The following is a 17,851-nucleotide window of genomic DNA, read 5'->3' as shown; positions in this document are numbered from 1 at the left end:
CAGACCCTGCCAGTCATCGCGCCGTGCGCGGGACGGAGACGGCCATCACGAACCCGCTGAGGACGAAGAACACTTCGACCCCGTGGTGTCCCCACTCCGCGATCGAACCCACCGATGGCCTGTCGAAGTATTTCTCGCTCATGGTCAGCAGGTTGGCGTGATACCCGAACACCCAGAGTGCGGCGATTCCCCGCAACCACTCTATCGGTTCGATACGTTTCACATCCCGAGGTCTGTCGCGCTTTCGGACCCCGGGCAAGCCGTTCCGTCAACTCTCGAACTGACCCTCGATGCGCTCGATGATCACCGCCGGGGCCATGCCGCCCGCGGCGCACATGGTGATCAGGCCGTAGCGGCCGCCCGAGCGCTCGAGTTCGTCGAGCGCGGTGCCGACGAGAATCGATCCGGTGGCGCCGATCGGGTGGCCCAGCGCCATCGCGCCGCCGTTGATGTTCACTTTCTCACGCGGAAGGTCGAGGTCGCGGATGAATTTCTCGGCAACGACGGCGAAGGCCTCGTTGATCTCCCAGACGTCGATGTCGTCCTTGGTGAGGCCCGCCTTGGCGAGCACCTTCTTTGCCGCCGGGACTGGGGCATTGAGCATCAGCGTCGGGTCGTCGCCCTGGTTGGCGTAGGCTACGATCCGGGCGCGGGGCTTAAGGCCATTCTCTTTCGCGTACTCGGGCGACGTAATCAGCAGCGCCGCAGCGCCATCGACCACTCCCGACGAGTTGCCGGCGTGGTGCACACCCTTCCATTCGAGGTCGGGGTAGCGCCGCTTCACCTGGTCGCCGAAGGTGCGGCCGTTGCCCGTGTCGAAGTTGGCCATCGCCTCGAAACTCGGCCGCAGTGCGGCGAGCCCTTCCGCGGTCGTTTCGGGGCGGGGAAATTCCTCGCGGTCGAGCGCAAGGCTGCCGTCGGGATTATGCACCGGCACGACCGACTTTGCGAAGCGACCCTCCTTAATCGCCCGATCGGCACGCTGCTGACTGACGAGCGCCAGCGCATCGAGCGCCTCGCGGTCGATCCCCTCGATCGCCGCGATCGCATCGCCCGCGACGCCTTGCTGGGTCTGGGGGTGGAGTTCGTCGAGCGCCTCGTGCCCGCTGCCCATCAGCCGCGGCGGCAGACCGGCATTGGCCTGCTCGGCGGCAAATGCAGCCGTGTAGCTCATCATCTCGGTCCCGCCCGCGATGACGCAGTCTTCCATGCCGCTCATTACCGAAGCGGCCGCGAAGTTCACGCTGCTGATCCCGCCGCCGCAGAAGCGGTCGAGCGTGGTGCCGCTCGCCTTCACGTCGTAGCCCGCCGACAGCGCCGCCATCCGCCCGAGGTCGCCGCCCTGCTTGCCGTTCTGGCTGCTGGTCGACCAGACGATGTCGTCGACCGTGGCGGTGTCAAGATGGTTGCGATCCTTGATCGCCTTGAGGACCGTCGCGGCCAGATGCTGTGGGTGGAGGTGCGACAATGCGCCCTTGCCCGGCTTGCCGATCCCCCGGGGGGTGCGCACCGCGTCGATGATGTAGGCCTCGCCCATGATTGGATCCTCTCGGCGTGTCACTGTTGACGGACACGTAAGTGCGGGCCAGCAAGGGCGCAAGTCGAGGAAAATGGAGAGAACGATTGGCCGGTCCCCTTTCAGGCATCCGTATCGTCGAATTCGCCGGCATTGGCCCCGGCCCGTTCTGCGGCATGATGCTCGCCGACCATGGCGCCGAAGTGATTCGCATCGACCGCAAGAGCGGTACGCGGGGCGGCTCGATGCCGATCACCAGACATGATGTGCTGGCCCGCAACCGGAAGTCGATCGCCATCGACCTCAAGAGCGCGGAAGGCGTCGCGCTCGCGCGGCGGCTGGCGGCGAGTGCCGACGGGATCATCGAGGGGTTTCGGCCCGGGGTGATGGAGCGACTCGGGCTGGGGCCGGACGAGTTGCTCGCCGACAACCCCAAGCTCGTCTACGGGCGTATGACAGGCTGGGGCCAAACCGGACCCTATGCTCCCTACGCCGGGCACGACATCAACTACATCGCGCTCGCCGGGGCGCTGGCGCACTTCGGCCGGGCGGGCGGCAAGCCCACGCCGCCGATCAACATGGTCGGCGATTTCGGCGGCGGCGGGATGATGCTCGCCTTCGGCATGGTCGCTGCGTTGCTCAACGTTGCACGAGGGGGCGAGGGCCAGGTGATCGACTGCGCGATGACCGACGGCACCGCGGTTCTCATGAGCATGATGCACGGGATGAAGGCGATGGGCGTGTGGTCGGAGGACCTCGGTGCCAACATGCTCGACACCGGCGCGCACTTCTACGACACCTACGAGACTGCCGACGGCAAGTTCGTCTCCATCGGCAGCATCGAACCCCAGTTCTACGCCGAGCTGCGGCGACTCGCGGGCCTCGCCGAGGACACCGACTTCGATGCCCAGCACGACCGTAAGCAATGGGGTCCGCTCAAGGCCAAGCTCACCGCACTGTTCAGGACGAAGACCCGCGCCGAGTGGGACGCGCTGATGGAACACACCGACGTCTGCTACGCACCGGTGCTGACCATGGGCGAGGCGGTGGAGCATCCCCATAACAAGGCGCGCGGGACGTTCGTGGACGTCGGCGGCGCGATGCAGCCTGCGCCCGCGCCGCGTTATTCGGGGACGGAGACCTCCACACCCGAACCGGCGCCGATGCCGGGGGATCAGACCGATGAAATCCTCGGTTCGCTCGACATGGATGCCCGTTCGATCGCGCAGTTGCGAGAGGCAGGCACGATCGTCTGAGTTTCGCGGTGCCTACGCGAGGCAGGCTTCGGCAATCCTCGTGACATGGCGGAGGTCGGTGCCGCAGCATCCGCCCATGACGCGGATGCCGGGAAATGCGCGGATGAGGTCGCGGTACTCTGCCGCCAGCTCGTCGGGATCACCCATGTCGAGTTCGGTCATCGCATCGAGTTCGGCATGGCTGCATCGCGAGGCATTCGCGCGGATGCCTCCTATGCGGCGGGTCCACGCCGCACCTTCGTCGAGCGAGTGCGCGAAGTGCGTCGGGTGCGCGCAATTGATCATGTAGTAGGCCGGATATGCGTCCGTCGCCGAGTCGACCGCAGTGATCGCCTCGGCGAGCGTGTCGCTGGTCGGAAGGCGCCCGTCGGTTTCGACCGTGAAGCTGATCGCCACCTCGGCGCCGAGCTCGCGGGCCGCAAGGGCGATTCCCGTTGCTTCGGGGATGTTGGTCATCGTGATGGCGGACAGCATGTCCGCGCCTGAGCCCGCGAGGACACTTGCCTGGCGGGAGTGGTACTGCGCCGCCTCGTCGACGCTCATGGCCTGCCCGGGGTCGTATCCGTCACCCCGAGGGCCGAGGCAGCCGCTGACGATCACGTCGGGCACACGGTCTGCATAGTCATCGCGCAGTCGGGCGAGCTTGGCGATCGCTTCGCGGTTCAGCGCGTCCAGTTCGTCGGGCGACAGGCCGAGCGGCTGCGCCCAGTCCGCGCTTGCGCGCCACGTGGCGCTTTCCAGGATCAACCCACTCCCCATGCGCGCGGCAAGGTCGAGGAAGCCACGGAAGTAGTCGGCAAGTGCCTCGCGCCCTTGCACGCTGGCGAGGAGGGTGATCGAGGCGAAATGCGGCAGGTCGATGCCGCGGTTGAACACGATGTCGGTTTCGAGCCCGGCGTCGGTCAGGAACGGGCGGGATAGTTGCGGCAATTGCGCTCGGGACATCGAGACCTCCTTCGCGACCGGCACCCCTGTGGCACGCCATGGCGCGACCATCAACGGTCGACCCGCCGGGCGATACGATCAGGCCGGTCCGTGAGCTAGCTGATGAAAGCGCCCACCTCGCTCAAAAAATCCTCGAACCTGTCGTGGTGCACCCAGTGGCCCGCGCGCTCGTATTCGCTCACCGTCACGTTGTCGCCGAACAGCGCCAGCCGGCCGTCCTTCTCCGGATTGCTCGCCCACGAATCCGCGCCGTAGATCATCAGCGTGGGGCAGGTGATCGCCGCCCAGAGTGCGTGCTGGCCCTTGGTCGGCACGTCGTCGGGCGGCCATGCGTGGAGGTGGGGGTCGAACTTCCAGCTGAAGGTACCGTCCTCGTTGCGCATCACCGCATGCAGGGTGAGGTGGCGGGCCTGTTCGGCCGAGAGGTAGCTGTTCGCCTCGCGCATGCGCTGGAGACAGTCCTCGAAGGTTGCGTACTTGCGCACCGAGCGCGACGAGGACTCGCGCTTCTTGGCGATCCAGCTCGTCCATAGCTCGCCGTAGGGCCGCGCGCGGCGTTCCTCGACCATCTTCGGGCTGGGGCCGAGACCTTCGATCGTGACCAGCTTGCGGACGTTGTCGGGATAGAGCCCGGTGTAGCGCGTGGCGATATTGCCGCCGAGCGAGTGCGCGACGATCGTCACGGGGGCGAGACCGAGTTGATGGATGAGCTGGGCAAGGTCGTAGACGTAGCCCATCGTGGTGTAGGTGCCGTTGTTGTTCCACTCGCTGTCGCCATGCCCGCGCAGGTCCGGGCAGATCACGTGCCAGTCCTTGCGGAACGCTTGCGCCGTCCAGTCCCAGTTGCGGCAATGGTCGCGCCCGCCGTGGAGCAGGATTAGCGGCGGCGCATCGGGATTGCCCCAGTCGGCGTAGTGCAACCGGGTGCGCTGGCTGATGTAGCTCTGCGAAGTGGGCCCACTCGTTTCCATGACTGCCCTTTACGTAAGCGGGAAATTGCGTTGCGGTTCGCTACCCGCCTGATACCTTTCGGCCAAGACAAGAATCAAATCGAGAGGATCATTGCGTGCCTGTGATCGATGTGCCCGAACCCGAGTTCATGGCTGAAGAGGAGATCGCCATCTTCCGCGATGCGGTCGGCAAGTTCTACGACCAGCACGCGCCGCAAAAGCGGGTCGAGAAGTGGCGCGAGGACGGCATGGTCGAGGCTGCGTTCTGGCGCGAGGCGGGCGAAGCCGGCCTGCTCGGCATGACGGTGCCGGTCGAATACGGCGGCCACGGCGGCGATTTCCGCCACGACCTCGTGGTGCTCGACCAGCAGGCGGCGAAGGGCGTCGACGGGTTTGCCGCATCTCTGCACAACGTCATCATCCTGCCCTACGTCGTCCGCCACGGGACCGAGGAGCAGAAGAAGAAGTGGCTGCCACGCCTCGTCACCGGCGAGCTGATCAGCGCGATCGCGATGACCGAGCCCGACGCGGGCAGCGACCTCCAGAACATCACCACCACCGCGATTCGGGACGGCAACGGCTATCGCCTGAACGGGGCGAAGACCTTCATCTCCAGCGGCCAGCTCGCCAACTTCATCATCGTCGTCGCCAAGACCGACCCGAAGGAAGGCGCCAAGGGTATCAGCCTGATGTGCCTCGAGACCGAGGGAGCCGAGGGGTTCCGCCGCGGCAAGAAGCTCGACAAGGTCGGGCAGGACGCCGCCGACACCAGCGAGCTGTTCTTCGACGACGTCTTCGTGCCGGCAGAAAACGTGCTCGGCGGGGTCGAGGGGCGCGGATTCTATCAGCTCATGGGCGAACTCCCGCAGGAGCGGCTGGTGATCGCCATCGGCGCGATGTCGGTGATCGAGCGCGCGCTCGACACCACGGTCGAATACGTCAAGCAGCGCAAAGCATTCGGCAAGACCATCTGGGACTTCCAGAACACCCAGTTCGTGCTCGCCGACCTCAAGGCGCGGGCGACCGCGGCCAAGGTTTTCGTCAACGACTGCACCGCCAAGGTCCTGCGCGGCGAGCTCGACGTGACGACCGCCTCGATCGCCAAGTACTGGCTGACCGAGCTGCAGGGCGAAGTGGTCGACAAGTGCCTCCAGTTCCACGGCGGCTGGGGGTACATCAACGACCTCGCCATCGCGCGGATGTTTCGCGACAGCCGCGTCACGCGCATTTTCGGCGGGTCGAACGAGATCATGAAGATGCTCATCGCGCGGTCGATGTGATGGAGGGCGCAACCTTTCGCGACGGCCTGCTCGAAGGCAAGGTCGCCTTCGTCGCCGGCGGCACGAGCGGGATCAACCTCGGCATCGCGAGGCGCTTCGCCGCACTCGGCGCAAAGGTCGCGGTGTGCGGACGCGATCCAGACAAGGCCGTTCGCGCGGCCGAGGCGATCGGCGGTGGCGCGCTCGGCCTGTCGTGCGACGTACGCGACTACGCAGCGATCCGCGGCGGACTGGAGCAGGCGGCGGAGCGGTTCGGCAAGCTCGACATCGTGATCGCGGGGGCGGCGGGCAATTTCCTCGCCCCCGCGCTCGGCATGTCGGCCAACGCGTTCAAGACGGTGATCGACATCGACCTCCTCGGCACCTTCAACACCTTCCGCGCCTGCCACGACCTGCTGGCCGACCGGGCGAGCCTGATCGCGATCACCGCGGGGCAGGCGGAGCAGGCGATGGCGCTGCAGATCCATGCCTGCGCGGCGAAGGCGGGGATCAACCAGGTCATCCGCACGCTGGCGATCGAGTGGGGCCCGGCGGTGCGCGTCAACGGCATCTCGCCCGGCCCGATCGCGGGGACCGAGGGCATGGACCGCCTCGCCCCCGTGCCGGGCATGCGCGAGGCCATGGAAAACCGCATTCCGCTGAAGCGCTGGGGCGAGATCGACGAGATCGCCGAGGCGGCGGTATTCCTCTGCTCGCCCGCCGCCAGCTACGTCACCGGCACGATCCTCGACGTCGACGGCGGCAGCAGCGTGGGCGACGCGGGGCGAATGGACATGCTCAAGGGCTGACCCTGCGGCGGCAAGGCGCGGGCCTTTTCGCCGAGGGCATGTCACACGTGTCACACTGTCCTGGGAGGAAACTCCGGGCCGGGGCGGGAGGGGCTTTTTTGCAGGCGTTTTGGAGCGGCAGCGGAGCGGGCTCATCCGCGAGGGTGGAGCACAATTCGGGGGTGTAGGAAAATGATCCGACCTGCGTCGTTCGTGGGTGTCAGCTTCGTATCATGAAGGGCAGACGGCCACGGTAGGCCGCGACCTCACCCGCCAGGAAGCGGCGCATCGCGTCGAACCCTGCGTCGGTAAGCTCGAGGAATTTGACCCTCGCATCTCCTTCGTGCTGCTCGCGCCTGATTAGGCCTTCGTCGGTGAGCAACGTGATATAGCGCAGGGCGGTGGTCGACGGACCCGCGGACGCCACGCACAAGCTGGTCACCGAGACGCGCTTGCCGTCGACCTTGGCGATGAACAGGTCGAGCAGCATGTCCCAGGCAAGTTCTCCGAACAGTTCGGGATCGAAATACTGTTCGCGCCGGCGGCGGTATTGATAGATGAAGCGGGCAAGCGATTTCAGGAACTCGTTGCTATTGTCCCGCTTGGGGGGCGAAGCGCGACCGGTGCGCGGTTTGTCCGACGGAACCGAGGGCGCCGGATCGTCCTGTGCGGCTATTTCGAGCAGGTGCATAGCGATGGCGCGCAAGTCGTCGGCGCGGTGAAAGTCGTTCTCGTGATCAGTCTTCCGATCGCGCTTTTCACTTCGGGACAGGCGAGCAGAGTCGCTTTCCGGCATCCCACATAACCCTTATCGTTCTTTTGCGATCGAGAGTGTGCTTTGGACCTTGCAAGCTAGCTTGGGAAGGGGTCTCGTCGGAATCAAACTTGATATCGGTTAATCACGTTCGCGCTTCAGCGACTCGATCGCTTGATGGATATGAAGCGCGGCCCGCGACTGGTGGGCGGCATCGCATCGTTCGAGCACGCTTTCGAGTACTGCGATGCAGTGCTCGAGATCGAACGATCCTCCTGGTTCTTCCCTGACGCTCATCGTTTCCCGCCTTCCGATACCGTTAGGATGGTTAGCTACGTAGTTGCCCTTATTCAATTCGGAAGAGCGCGTAGTGCCTTGAAAGATTTCACCATAGTGAGTTCGGCGCGCGCACATTGCTTCGCTAATGCCGAGGTGTTCGGGAACGTGGAGGGCGTCGTCACCGCGATCCGGCTGGCGGTGGAGCGGCTGCGGGCGTCAGCGCAGGCCCACCCCTAACCCCTCCCGCAAGCGGGAGGGGGACTGGCCGCGCTGCATCTGGGAAGTGGCACAAACTACTCCCCTCCGCCTGCGGGAGGGGCCGGGGGTGGGCGAGTCTCAGCGCAACGGATACGCGGGTGCGACCTTGCCGGCGCAGTTCTGGAAATTGCCAGGGCGGGTCGGCGAGGATGGTCCCGAATCGCCGCCCCCTCACGGTCAGGATCGAGTCTAAATGCGCTGGCAAGCGGGCTCTTGGGGTAGGAGCATAATGAGACCTTAGAGACTGATACCTTAGTCATACCTGCTCTGCTTGCCGGGCCTGGTCTTTCCAACGCTTAACTCGAGCAGGAAGGACGTAAAGGTATTCGCCAAGCGATTTTGCAAACGCCAGCACTTGTTCTGCATCTTCCGGCGTGGCTCCAGAAAAAGTCTCATCGGCGTGGCGCGGCTCGTTAGCACTCAAACGAATCTCATGAGCCCACGCGGCCATTTCCGCCGTCAAAAGCCCGTCAGAATTGGCCTTCTTTATGCGGTCGTACAGCGCGCCTTCCTGGTACCCTTTATCCTTCAGCATCGCGTCGATTGAAGATGCCGCTAACATCAACGCGCCATCAGGGGCGTGCTTAGACTCGATCGCTTGCTGGTAAAACTTCGCCGCCATAGAGGGGAGTTCGTCCGCCGCTCGCTCTAAACCTGGAAAACTGCGAGTAATTGTGAGTTCAATCTTGTCCAGCGCCTCTGACTTGCTCTCATCTTTACGATAACCGTAAAAAAGTACGTGATTACGGCATTTTGAGCACCGACAGGTAAAATACCAATACTCCGTCGCGTCGTAGCCTTTTTTAGCGTAATGTCGGTGGGCTTGACCGACCTTTTCCAAAAGCGGATTAGACACGCCGCATTGCGGGCATCTTTCGATCCCAAAAGCTATGCCGCCCGAGAGAAGCTGACGACTCACTCCGCCGCCACGCTCCCGCCCTCTCCGCCGAACATGTCCGGCTCTCTCGCCTCGTCCACATCGTTCGCCTGTTCGCCGGCCTTGGCCTTCTGGCGCGAGTCGAAGCTCGACCAGACGTCGTTCCAGTTGCCGCGGGTGGCCGCCTTCGAATACTCGGTCGCGCGGGTTTCGAAGAAGTTGGCGTGCTCCACGCCGTTGAGCAGCGGGGCGAGCCAGGGGAGGGGGTGGTCCTCGACCATGTAGATCGGCTGGAAGCCGAGCTGGCCCAGGCGCCAGTCGGCGATGTAGCGGATGTAGCGCTTGATCTCCTTCGCGCTCATGCCCGGCACCGGCCCCTGCTCGAACGCCAGGTCGATGAAGGCGTCTTCTAGCCGCACCGTCTTCTGGCAGGCGTCGATGATGTCTTCCTTCACCGCCTTGGTCAGGCATTGGCGCTCGTGCACGAAGGCGTGGAACAGGCGGGTGATGCCTTCGCAGTGGAGGCTTTCGTCGCGCACCGACCAGCTGACGATCTGGCCCATGCCCTTCATCTTGTTGAAGCGTGGGAAGTTCATCAGCATCGCGAAGCTGGCGAACAGCTGCAGCCCTTCGGTGAAGCCGCCGAACATGGCGAGCGTGCGGGCGATATCCTCGTCGGTGTCGACGCCGAATTCCTGCAGGTAGTCGTGCTTGGCCTTCATCTCCTCGTACTCGAGGAACATGCCGTATTCGCTTTCGGGCATGCCGATCGTGTCGAGCAGGTGGGAATAGGCCGCGATGTGCACCGTCTCCATGTTGGAGAACGCGGTCAGCATCATCTTGATCTCGGTCGGCTTGAACACGCGGCCGTACTTGTCGTGGTAGCAATCCTGCACCTCGACGTCGGCCTGGGTGAAGAAACGGAAGATCTGCGTAAGCAGGTTGCGCTCGTGATCGGAGAGCTTCTGCGCCCAGTCGCGGCAGTCCTCGCCCAGCGGCACTTCTTCCGGCAGCCAGTGCACCTGCTGCTGGCGCTTCCAGAATTCGTAGGCCCACGGGTATTCGAAGGGCTTGTAGGTCTTGCGAGCTTCGAGCAGCGACATCTTGTGTTCCCCGTGTGGACATGACCGCGTGATTCTGCGGATCGCGCGAACCTCCAACATAGGGAATCACGGCTGCGATTCGAAGGCAATAGTGTCGATTGATGCGGGGATAACCATGTGCGGAACCGGCGTGGTTCTCGCTCATTAACCGATCAACGGCCGGACCAAGGAATCGAGCTCCTCCGGCCGTAGTGAGGGAAACGCGGGGCGGTGTCTTCGTTTTTCCCCTTTTCGCGGGGCACCGTCCCGCAACCCTCACGCCCCTTCGGATTCGTCCGGAGGGGCGTACCACTTTGTGGGGGCGTGACAGGCGGAACCAACGCCTGCGCCGCTCGCTTCTCCGGCACACGCACAAGGAGACCAGCGATGAGCGAGCATGACATCCGCGAACACATGGAAGTGATCGGCGCAGACGGCGTCCACGTCGGCACTGTCGACCATGTCGATGGCGACCGGATCAAGCTGACCAAGGCCGATTCGGGCGCCGAGATTGAAGGTGCCGAAGGCGCGCACAGCGGCCACCACCACTACATCTCGCTGGGCCTCGTCGCCGGCGTCGAAGGCGACCAGGTCCGCCTCAGCGCAACCGGCGCAAACGCCGTGCAGTTTGAGGAAGAAGAAGCCGAGTAGAACGCGAAACGGCCCGCCGGTGGTTTCCGGCGGGCCGCTTTCATCTTGCGCATAACCGAACGCCTTACTGGCAGGCGAGGCACTCGTCGTAGTCGGTGGTCGGCAGTTCGTACTTCGCCGCTTCGGGCGTGTTGTCCGCCTCGACCCCGCCGGCGAAACCGGCGCGCTGCACGCTCTTCGACCGCAGGTAGTAGAGGCTCTTGATGCCCTTCTCCCAAGCCTGGAAGTGGAGCATCGCGAGGTCCCACTTGTCGACGTCGGCCGGGATGAAGAGGTTGAGGCTCTGCGCCTGATCGATGAACGGCGTGCGGTCGGCCGCGAATTCGAGCAGCCAGCGCTGGTCGATCTCGAACGAGGTCTTGTAGACCGCCTTTTCCTCCGGCGTGAGGAAGTCGAGGTGCTGGACCGAGCCGCCCTTCTCGAGGATCGAGTTCCACACGTTGGTGGAGTTCTTGCTCTTCTTTTCGAGCAGCTTTTCCAGGTACGGGTTCTTCACGATGAAGCTGCCCGACAGCGTCTTGTGGGTGTAGATGTTCGCCGGGATCGGCTCGATGCACGCCGAAGTGCCGCCGCAGATGATGCTGATCGAGGCGGTCGGCGCGATCGCCATCTTGCAGCTGAACCGCTCCATCGCGCCGGCGTCGGCGGCGTCGGGGCAGGGTCCGCGCTCCTGGCCGAGCACCAGGCTCGCCTCCTCGGCCTTGGCGGCGATGTGCTTGAACATCTTCAGGTTCCAGACCTTGGCCATCGGGCTTTCGAAGCCGATGCCCTTCATCTGGAGGAAGGAATGGAAGCCCATCACGCCCATGCCGACGCTGCGTTCGCGCGCGGCCGAGTACTTGGCGCGGGCCATCTCGTCCGGCGCGCGGTCGATGTAGTCCTGCAGCACGTTGTCGAGGAAGCGCATGACGTCCTCGATGAAGGCCTTGTCGCCTTCCCACTGGTCCCACGTCTCGAGGTTCAGCGACGACAGGCAGCAGACCGCGGTGCGATCGTTGCCGAGGTGGTCGATGCCGGTGGGCAGGGTGATTTCCGAGCACAGGTTCGAGGTCGAGACCTTGAGGCCGAGATCGCGGTGATGCTTGGGCATCGTGCGGTTCACCGTGTCGGAGAACACGATGTACGGCTCACCCGTGGCGAGGCGCGTCTCGACCAGCTTCTGGAACAGGCTGCGCGCATCGACCTTGCCGCGCGGGCTGCCGTCCTTGGGCGAGCGGAGGATCCACTCGTCGCCGCTACGCACCGCTTCCATGAATTCGTCGGTGACGAGCACGCCGTGGTGCAGGTTAAGCGCCTTGCGGTTGAAGTCGCCCGAGGGTTTGCGGATCTCGAGGAATTCCTCGATCTCGGGGTGCGAGACGTCGAGGTAGCACGCGGCCGATCCGCGCCGCAGCGAGCCCTGGCTGATCGCGAGGGTCAGCGAGTCCATCACGCGGACGAAGGGAATGATGCCGCTGGTCTTGCCGTTGAGGCCGACCGGCTCGCCGATCCCGCGCACGTTGCCCCAGTAGGTGCCGATGCCGCCGCCCTTGCTGGCCAGCCACACGTTCTCGTTCCAGGTGTTGACGATGCCGTCGAGGCTGTCGCTCACTGAGTTGAGATAGCACGAAATCGGCAGGCCACGGCTGGTACCGCCGTTCGACAGCACCGGGGTCGCAGGCATGAACCACAGCCTCGAGATGTAGTCGTAGAGCCGCTGCGCGTGATCCTGATCGTCGGCATAGGCATCGGCGACGCGCGCGAAGAGGTCCTGGTAGCTTTCGCCCGGCAGCAGGTAGCGATCGGTCAGCGTGTCCTTGCCGAAGTCGGTCAGCAGCGCATCGCGCGATGCATCGGTAGCGATGGTGAAGCGCCGGTCGGCGATCTTCTTGCTGTCGGCCTCGGGCGCCTTCGCGACCGCTTTCACAGCCTCCGCCATGGCGCCTGCGGCCATGTCGGCGACGAGCGCCTCGCTACCCTTGTCACTGCGTTCCATCGTCACCGCCGAATGCTTGGGAGCGGCCGTTTCGCCCGGAGTCGCCGTGTCGGCATCGACAGTCGTTTCCTCGAGCCCCATGGCCGCCTCGTTCCCAGTTCTGAAGTCCATCTGTGCCCCGTCCGTTGCCCTTCGGAACCGGTGGTATCGCGACCCCCTTGTTCCGCATTCGTTCGATTCGGAGCGAAGCGCCCCGACTACCATTTTCGCCGGGCCGATGGGTGAAAACTTATCCCCAGATCGGTCCCCGGCGATGGTGTCCAACGCTCCCGCAAGGCGCAGTTCTCGCTATCCGGCACATATGGTGTGCGCGGCGCACGAAAACTAGGTCTTGTGGGTCCCCCTTGGTCACCAACCACAACAGATAGTGAATCAAGCCGGACTCACACGCAATAGGGTCAATCGCGCATTAACCCCGTTCGGGCCCTCCAACGGCGGGTGTATTATGCGACTGCAACGCCGCGACGCGCCGGATTTCCACGGCCCGCGCGCTGCGCAAGTGGCAAAAGACTTTTTACGAATTTTTTTTTGTCCCCTGAGATCGATGAATCGATCGAATCCGGGGCGGCAATTTTCGAATCGGGAACGGCAATCCGGCGCAACCTTCATCTGGCGGTGCAATCCCCGGGAGAGTCCGCAGCACCTCGCGCCGAATCGTTCTGACCGGGCATCGGTGACACCACGCGGACGATGCAAGGCGTCCCTTCGAGCCGGACTGCGAGGAGGTAAGAGGTCTCGGGTGCTGGGTGCGGGTTCTCCGCGACGTTGTAGCGCACTACGAGTCCGTCGGGGGCGAAATCACCCGAGGCCGCGCCCCGCCACTCGGCGGTCGAGCCGAAGGAACTGAACGCGCCACCGCCGATCCGGTCGAGCGCAAGCTTCGTCACAGCCCCGCCGGGAGCGACGAGCGACATCCGCTGGCGGGCATCCGAATCGGAAATACGGATATTCCAGCCCGCAGACCCGGTGCATTCGGTCTCGACAAAGGGCATTTCCTCGCGTTCCTCGCGGATCACGCGGCAATCCTTGAGCGAAGTGTACTGGTGGCGTCTGCCCTGGGCCTGGGGGTCGGCGACCGGGGTCGACTGGGTGACCGGCACGACCGGGGCGGTCTCGCTGGCCGACGCTTCCGCACCGGTCGCAGCGCTGGCGCTCGCATCCGGGGGTGTCGCTTCCGAAGAACACGCTGACAGCAGTATTGGAAGCACGATCGCGAGGGCGACGGACCGGGGCGGGAAAGCCGGGGACGGGTAAACCATTCCCGATAAACCGACGAGACGCCCGAAAGCTCCACTTGTCGGCCCGGACCGTCGCCCAGTTCGAGCAGGCCTGAAGGATAGTACCACCGCCCCCCACTTTCCGCAGTCGGGGAGCGGCGGTACCGCCGTCCGACGTCAGTTCGGACGGTAGGCTGTGCTGCCGGATGCGACCGCGAGGACGGTCCGTTCGGCGGGGCCGGAAGCGATGCGCCGTTCTTCCCAGCCCGCGATCATCTCCTCCAGTCGTTCACGATGCGACGCACTGTCGGCGACGACGATGTTGGCGATGATCTCGGTCGATGCCGCATGGGTGGGCGGCAGCGCCGGCAGGTTCTGCAGCCGGTTCACCGTGTGCACGGCATAGGCCCGGAAAAACCCGTTTCCTTTCCTGTTGATCAGGCGAACGTCGGTTGGCCGACCGTCGACCCCGCGGCGGAATCGAATCTGCGCGGCGCCGTTGGGCGAAGCAGTGCCAATGCGCGCCGGGGCGCTAGCCAGTCGCCGGTCGAGCTGGTCGCCGACATCCGAGACCCAAGCTTGGACTGCGGTTTCGTCGCCTCGAACCACCATCTGGTCCTGGGCGGCCGATGAAACGGGAAATGCAAGGAACAGCGCCGCGGCGCCCGTCAAAAGTACCTTGTCCATGTGATCATCCTCTCTGTTCGAACGGATGATCGGCCAGAGCGGCCAAATCGCACGAGGTACGACCGAGTTTTCTTTTATAGAATAGCGAAGCGAGTTTGGGTCCAATGGTCGATCAGGATCGCGGGTGACTGCGGACCAAGCGCTTTCCGAGGTGGATTATGCGGCTGCGTGCGCAAAAGTCAATCGCTCAGAGCACAATTTTTGAAACATTATTTCAAACACTTGGTCATCCTCGCTCGCCGATAGATGCGGACTCGTCCTCCGCCAGCCGGTCCATTCGCCGCCGCAGGAACGGCCCGAGCGCAAACAGCAGGGCGGCCCCGCCAAACGCGATCGCGGCGTGCATGAGCCAGAATTTCACGGCTCCCATCGGCTCGTAGAACCGCCCGAGCCAGCCCGACACGACCCCGGTCACGAATGACGTGAGGTAGACCGATGCCATCATGATCGCGTTCACCGCCAACGGAGCGCGGCGGGAGGTGAACGACAGCAGCACCGGCCAGAAGAACATGAAGCCGGCGCCCGAAAAAAAGAACGCGAGGATCGGCCACAGGATCGATGCCTTGCCGCTCGTCTCCGCCTGTAGCGCGCCCGCCGCCATCGCCAGCACCGATCCCGCCATGACGACGCCGCCGAGCGCGAGCTTGGTGAAGTCGTGCGGTTCCTCGCCGCCCCGTGCCATCGCGCGCCAAAGCCAGATGAGGAACGGCACGATCACGATCGAGGCGAGCGCGTCCTCCGAGGTGAACCACGGCACCGGAACCGGCCCCGCCGAGGTCATCAGGTCGACCTGTTCGGACACCCAAATCAGCCCGACGTTGCTGGTCTGGTCATAGACGAGCCCGGTCGCCAGGTTGAGCGTCAGAACCAGGACCACCAACCCGACGATCGACCAGTCGTTCGCCGCCATCGGCGGGCCCGGCTCCGCGCGCTTGTGGCGAGGGGTATCGTCGGCGAAATGCTTCCACCCGGCAAGGTAGACCGCTGCAGCGATCAGCATGACGAGACCGGCTAGGCCGAAGCCGACGTGCCAGCCATAGACCTGTGCAAGCAACCCGCAAACGAACGGACCGAGCGTGGCGCCGATGTTGATGCCGGTCGAAAAGATCGTGTAGCCCTTGGCCCGGTTGGCCTCGTCGCGCAGCGGATAAAGGTGCCCGACCTGCGCCGCGACGTTGCCCTTGAGCAGGCCCGAACCGATCACCAGCAGGACCAGCGCGGCGAGGAAGCTGACGTCGAACGCCATCGCGATATGGCCGAAAGTCATGAACGCGATACCGAGCATCACCGTCCTGCGCGCGCCAAGCCAGCGGTCGGCGATCAGGCCACCGAACATCGGGGTGAAGTAGACGAACCCGGCGTAAAGCCCGAAGGTCTGGCTGGCGAAGGCCTGGGTGCTCAACTCGCCGAACACACTGGTGATCCAGGCGCGATAGGCGTCCATCCCGGCCACGTTCTCGATCCGCCCGGGCAGGAGGATTTCCTGCACCATGTAGAGCACCAGCAGGCCGCGCATGCCGTAAAAGCTGAACCGCTCCCACGCCTCGGTCATCGCAAGGTAGGCGACGCCGATCGGCTGGCCGAGAAACGTGCGGGCCTCGGCGGTCGTGGCGGTCATGCTGCGGAATCCCCGGTCCAGGCGGCGCCTTTCGCCGCGGCCGGGAGACTAGGGTGGACTAACCGCCTGTCAATCAGTCCTTCTTTGCGGGCAGTTCGCGGCCCCCCTGGTGCAGGACCAATCCGGTCGTCGCGCCGCTGTCGCGCACGAATACCACTTTCGCATCGACCCCTGCGATGGCGAATTCGGTCTCGCTCAGCGGCTGCAGGGGCAAGGCGGGCTGCGGCCCGAACGCCAGTGTGAGCGAGCCGTCAGTTTGCTGGGCGACCGCGACTGGCGCGAGCGCGCTCGTGTAGCTTCCGGCATAGGACGCGAGCGTCTCGCGCGCGACCTCGACCGTGGCTACTTCCGGAACCGGCCCGGTGCGAACCGCCCGCTCGGCCGCCTCGGCTCCGTTCTGGTGCATAAGCATGGCATAGCCGTCGCCCTCCTTCACGACCTCGAACCAGTTGAGACTTTCGGCACCGTAAAAGAACCGGTTGCCGCCTGCCGCGAACACGGGACTGTCGGATGCGCCGGTCCGGCGCGTGTGAAGCTTGCCGTCGACAAGATGGAACAGCCGCGTGCTTTCGCCGCCTTCGATCGCATAGACGCCCAGCATCGGCGCCACCGCGGCGGGGTCGGTCGCGACCTCGGCGAATACCGGGAACGGCTTGCCGATCGCCTCGGCGGCGATCCGCAGCATCGGCATTCCCGCCGACTGGATGCCCGAATCAGCGTTGGTAAACACCGTCACGGCCAGTCCACTGTCGGGCAGGTAGATGCTGTTCGTGCCGAAGCCAAAGATGCCGCCGCTATGGGTCAACGCGGGCAGGCCGCGCACATCGGACTGCGCGATCCCGTAGCCATAGGGTGCGCTGGTACCGTCGGCGAGCTTGGTCGGCGCGATCATCTCTGCGTACAGCGCGGGGCTCACCACCTTGCCGTGATGCAGCGCGTGGGCCCATCGGGCAAAGTCGCCCACCGTGCCGATCAGCGCCCCGGCAGCGTGCGGCACGCTCATGTCGATCTTGCGCGAGGGTTCGTATTTGCCCTCGCCGGCAGCGCTGTAGCCGGTAGCGAAGGCTGCGACGGTCTCCTCTTCACCACCATAGCGGATGCTGGTGAGACCCAGAGGCTTGACGATACGATCGTCGACCGCCTGCCACCACGGCTTGCCGGTGACCGCCTCGATCACTGCACCGACGAGGACGTAGCCCGAGTTGTTGTAGTTCCACTTCTCGCCCGGCTGAAATTCCACCGGCTGGTCGCGGAATTCCCCTATCAGAGCGGTGGTGGTGAAGGCGATTGCGGGCTTGTCGCCTGCCATCCAGCCGGGAATGCCGGTGTACGACTGGATGCCCGACGTGTGGTTGAGCAACTGCCGCACCGTCGCCTTACCGCCCGACCCCGGGTAGCCGGGAACGAACTTGGTCACGGGATCGTCCAGCGAGAGCTTGCCCTCGGCGACGAGTTGCAGGACCACGGCGGCGGAGAACTGCTTGGTCAGCGAGCCGATTCGGAACACCGTGTCGGCGGTGATCGGCTTGCCGCCGGCGATATCGGCCATGCCCGAGGCGCCGGAATAGACGACCTTGCCATGCTCGGTGACGACGACTGCGGCTCCGGGCCCGGTCGCAGGGTAGGCCGCTTCGACGATTGCCTCGGCCTTCGCCGCGAAATCGGCCTCGACGGACAACGCGGGAGCGGCAACCATGGCCATCGCGGCGCTGGCGAGAATTGCGAATTTCGGCATGATT

17 protein-coding genes are annotated in these 17,851 nt (G+C 64.6%); 5 read left to right on the top strand and 12 right to left on the bottom strand.

Translation table 11 applies throughout. The features are described from left to right. Window positions 1-13: 13 nt before the first annotated feature. Together ACWPMX_RS12330 and ACWPMX_RS12325 are read right to left on the bottom strand one after the other, a co-directional pair. Window positions 14-223 carry an acyltransferase family protein gene (locus ACWPMX_RS12330; RefSeq protein WP_455700291.1) on the bottom strand — a complete coding sequence of 70 codons (210 nt, stop codon included), beginning with the start codon at window positions 221-223 and terminating at the stop codon, window positions 14-16. Between the two features lie 45 nt (window positions 224-268). Further along, window positions 269-1,537 carry an acetyl-CoA C-acetyltransferase gene (locus ACWPMX_RS12325; protein WP_455700290.1) on the bottom strand — a complete coding sequence of 423 codons (1,269 nt, stop codon included), beginning with the start codon at window positions 1,535-1,537 and terminating at the stop codon, window positions 269-271. Between the two features lie 86 nt (window positions 1,538-1,623). Here ACWPMX_RS12325 and ACWPMX_RS12320 point away from each other — a divergent pair, with 86 nt between their 5' ends. Beyond that, window positions 1,624-2,772, top strand: coding sequence for a CaiB/BaiF CoA transferase family protein (locus tag ACWPMX_RS12320; RefSeq protein ID WP_455700289.1), 1,149 nt, complete (start codon window positions 1,624-1,626; stop codon window positions 2,770-2,772). 12 nt (window positions 2,773-2,784) lie between these two features. Here the strand turns inward: ACWPMX_RS12320 and ACWPMX_RS12315 are convergent, their stop codons facing one another. Together ACWPMX_RS12315 and ACWPMX_RS12310 are read right to left on the bottom strand one after the other, a co-directional pair. Beyond that, a complete protein-coding gene (locus ACWPMX_RS12315; protein ID WP_455700288.1) occupies window positions 2,785-3,717 on the bottom strand; it encodes a homocysteine S-methyltransferase family protein in 933 nt (310 codons plus the stop codon). 95 nt (window positions 3,718-3,812) lie between these two features. Next, window positions 3,813-4,688 (bottom strand): alpha/beta fold hydrolase, encoded by an 876-nt coding sequence (locus tag ACWPMX_RS12310; protein WP_455700287.1) that lies wholly within the window; start codon window positions 4,686-4,688, stop codon window positions 3,813-3,815. 95 nt (window positions 4,689-4,783) lie between these two features. Here ACWPMX_RS12310 and ACWPMX_RS12305 point away from each other — a divergent pair, with 95 nt between their 5' ends. Further along, window positions 4,784-5,947, top strand: a complete 1,164-nt coding sequence (locus tag ACWPMX_RS12305) for an acyl-CoA dehydrogenase family protein (protein WP_455700286.1) — start codon at window positions 4,784-4,786, stop codon at window positions 5,945-5,947. Continuing rightward, window positions 5,947-6,735: an SDR family oxidoreductase gene (locus ACWPMX_RS12300; protein WP_455700285.1), complete on the top strand. Its 789-nt coding sequence runs from the start codon at window positions 5,947-5,949 to the stop codon at window positions 6,733-6,735. The genes ACWPMX_RS12305 and ACWPMX_RS12300 overlap by 1 nt, the downstream gene beginning before the upstream one ends. 199 nt (window positions 6,736-6,934) lie before the next feature. Here the strand turns inward: ACWPMX_RS12300 and ACWPMX_RS12295 are convergent, their stop codons facing one another. Continuing rightward, on the bottom strand, window positions 6,935-7,510 hold the full coding sequence (locus tag ACWPMX_RS12295; RefSeq protein ID WP_455700284.1) for a MarR family transcriptional regulator: 576 nt from the start codon (window positions 7,508-7,510) through the stop codon (window positions 6,935-6,937). 135 nt (window positions 7,511-7,645) lie between these two features. Here ACWPMX_RS12295 and ACWPMX_RS12290 point away from each other — a divergent pair, with 135 nt between their 5' ends. Then, the gene (locus tag ACWPMX_RS12290) at window positions 7,646-7,984 is read left to right on the top strand and encodes a hypothetical protein (protein WP_455700283.1); all 339 of its coding nucleotides are present in this window, start codon (window positions 7,646-7,648) and stop codon (window positions 7,982-7,984) included. Between the two features lie 277 nt (window positions 7,985-8,261). On the opposite strand, the gene ACWPMX_RS12285 is transcribed toward ACWPMX_RS12290, so the two are convergent. Further along, window positions 8,262-8,924, bottom strand: a complete 663-nt coding sequence (locus ACWPMX_RS12285) for a DUF4145 domain-containing protein (protein ID WP_455700282.1) — start codon at window positions 8,922-8,924, stop codon at window positions 8,262-8,264. Next, window positions 8,921-9,985 (bottom strand): ribonucleotide-diphosphate reductase subunit beta, encoded by a 1,065-nt coding sequence (locus ACWPMX_RS12280; RefSeq protein ID WP_455700281.1) that lies wholly within the window; start codon window positions 9,983-9,985, stop codon window positions 8,921-8,923. Before ACWPMX_RS12280 ends, ACWPMX_RS12285 begins: the two co-directional genes overlap by 4 nt. 366 nt (window positions 9,986-10,351) lie before the next feature. Here ACWPMX_RS12280 and ACWPMX_RS12275 point away from each other — a divergent pair, with 366 nt between their 5' ends. Further along, entirely contained in the window at window positions 10,352-10,615 is a 264-nt protein-coding gene (locus ACWPMX_RS12275) for a DUF2171 domain-containing protein (protein ID WP_455700280.1), read from the top strand. A 64-nt stretch (window positions 10,616-10,679) separates the two neighbouring features. Here ACWPMX_RS12275 and ACWPMX_RS12270 read toward each other — a convergent pair whose 3' ends face one another. The 5 genes from ACWPMX_RS12270 to ACWPMX_RS12250 all read right to left on the bottom strand — a co-directional run bounded on the left by ACWPMX_RS12270 (window position 10,680) and on the right by ACWPMX_RS12250 (window position 17,847). Beyond that, entirely contained in the window at window positions 10,680-12,701 is a 2,022-nt protein-coding gene (locus ACWPMX_RS12270; protein ID WP_455700279.1) for a ribonucleoside-diphosphate reductase subunit alpha, read from the bottom strand. Window positions 12,702-13,195: 494 nt separating this feature from the next. Further along, complete coding sequence (locus ACWPMX_RS12265; RefSeq protein ID WP_455700278.1) at window positions 13,196-13,849, bottom strand: hypothetical protein; 654 nt, start codon at window positions 13,847-13,849, stop codon at window positions 13,196-13,198. A 135-nt stretch (window positions 13,850-13,984) separates the two neighbouring features. Continuing rightward, window positions 13,985-14,479 carry a hypothetical protein gene (locus ACWPMX_RS12260; protein ID WP_455700277.1) on the bottom strand — a complete coding sequence of 165 codons (495 nt, stop codon included), beginning with the start codon at window positions 14,477-14,479 and terminating at the stop codon, window positions 13,985-13,987. Window positions 14,480-14,720: 241 nt separating this feature from the next. After that, window positions 14,721-16,112: a peptide MFS transporter gene (locus ACWPMX_RS12255; RefSeq protein ID WP_455700276.1), complete on the bottom strand. Its 1,392-nt coding sequence runs from the start codon at window positions 16,110-16,112 to the stop codon at window positions 14,721-14,723. A 73-nt stretch (window positions 16,113-16,185) separates the two neighbouring features. Then, window positions 16,186-17,847: a serine hydrolase domain-containing protein gene (locus ACWPMX_RS12250; protein ID WP_455700275.1), complete on the bottom strand. Its 1,662-nt coding sequence runs from the start codon at window positions 17,845-17,847 to the stop codon at window positions 16,186-16,188. Window positions 17,848-17,851: the final 4 nt, after the last annotated feature.

It is taken from the genome of Tsuneonella sp. HG094, from assembly GCF_053819285.1.
The sequence above is the reverse complement of the archived record's forward strand: the minus strand, read 5'-3'. Positions and strand labels throughout refer to the sequence as shown.

Excerpts from the sequence above, each read along its gene's own strand:
- ACWPMX_RS12300 (WP_455700285.1), top strand. The coding sequence starts at position 5,947 with ATGGAGGGCGCAACCTTTCGCGACGGCCTGCTCGAAGGCAAGGTCGCC.
- ACWPMX_RS12310 (WP_455700287.1), bottom strand. The coding sequence starts at position 4,688 with ATGGAAACGAGTGGGCCCACTTCGCAGAGCTACATCAGCCAGCGCACC.
- ACWPMX_RS12255 (WP_455700276.1), bottom strand. The coding sequence starts at position 16,112 with ATGACCGCCACGACCGCCGAGGCCCGCACGTTTCTCGGCCAGCCGATC.
- ACWPMX_RS12250 (WP_455700275.1), bottom strand. The coding sequence starts at position 17,847 with ATGCCGAAATTCGCAATTCTCGCCAGCGCCGCGATGGCCATGGTTGCC.
- ACWPMX_RS12275 (WP_455700280.1), top strand. The coding sequence starts at position 10,352 with ATGAGCGAGCATGACATCCGCGAACACATGGAAGTGATCGGCGCAGAC.
- ACWPMX_RS12325 (WP_455700290.1), bottom strand. The coding sequence starts at position 1,537 with ATGGGCGAGGCCTACATCATCGACGCGGTGCGCACCCCCCGGGGGATC.
- ACWPMX_RS12270 (WP_455700279.1), bottom strand. The coding sequence starts at position 12,701 with ATGGACTTCAGAACTGGGAACGAGGCGGCCATGGGGCTCGAGGAAACG.
- ACWPMX_RS12295 (WP_455700284.1), bottom strand. The coding sequence starts at position 7,510 with ATGCCGGAAAGCGACTCTGCTCGCCTGTCCCGAAGTGAAAAGCGCGAT.
- ACWPMX_RS12315 (WP_455700288.1), bottom strand. The coding sequence starts at position 3,717 with ATGTCCCGAGCGCAATTGCCGCAACTATCCCGCCCGTTCCTGACCGAC.
- ACWPMX_RS12290 (WP_455700283.1), top strand. The coding sequence starts at position 7,646 with ATGGATATGAAGCGCGGCCCGCGACTGGTGGGCGGCATCGCATCGTTC.
- ACWPMX_RS12265 (WP_455700278.1), bottom strand. The coding sequence starts at position 13,849 with ATGGTTTACCCGTCCCCGGCTTTCCCGCCCCGGTCCGTCGCCCTCGCG.
- ACWPMX_RS12280 (WP_455700281.1), bottom strand. The coding sequence starts at position 9,985 with ATGTCGCTGCTCGAAGCTCGCAAGACCTACAAGCCCTTCGAATACCCG.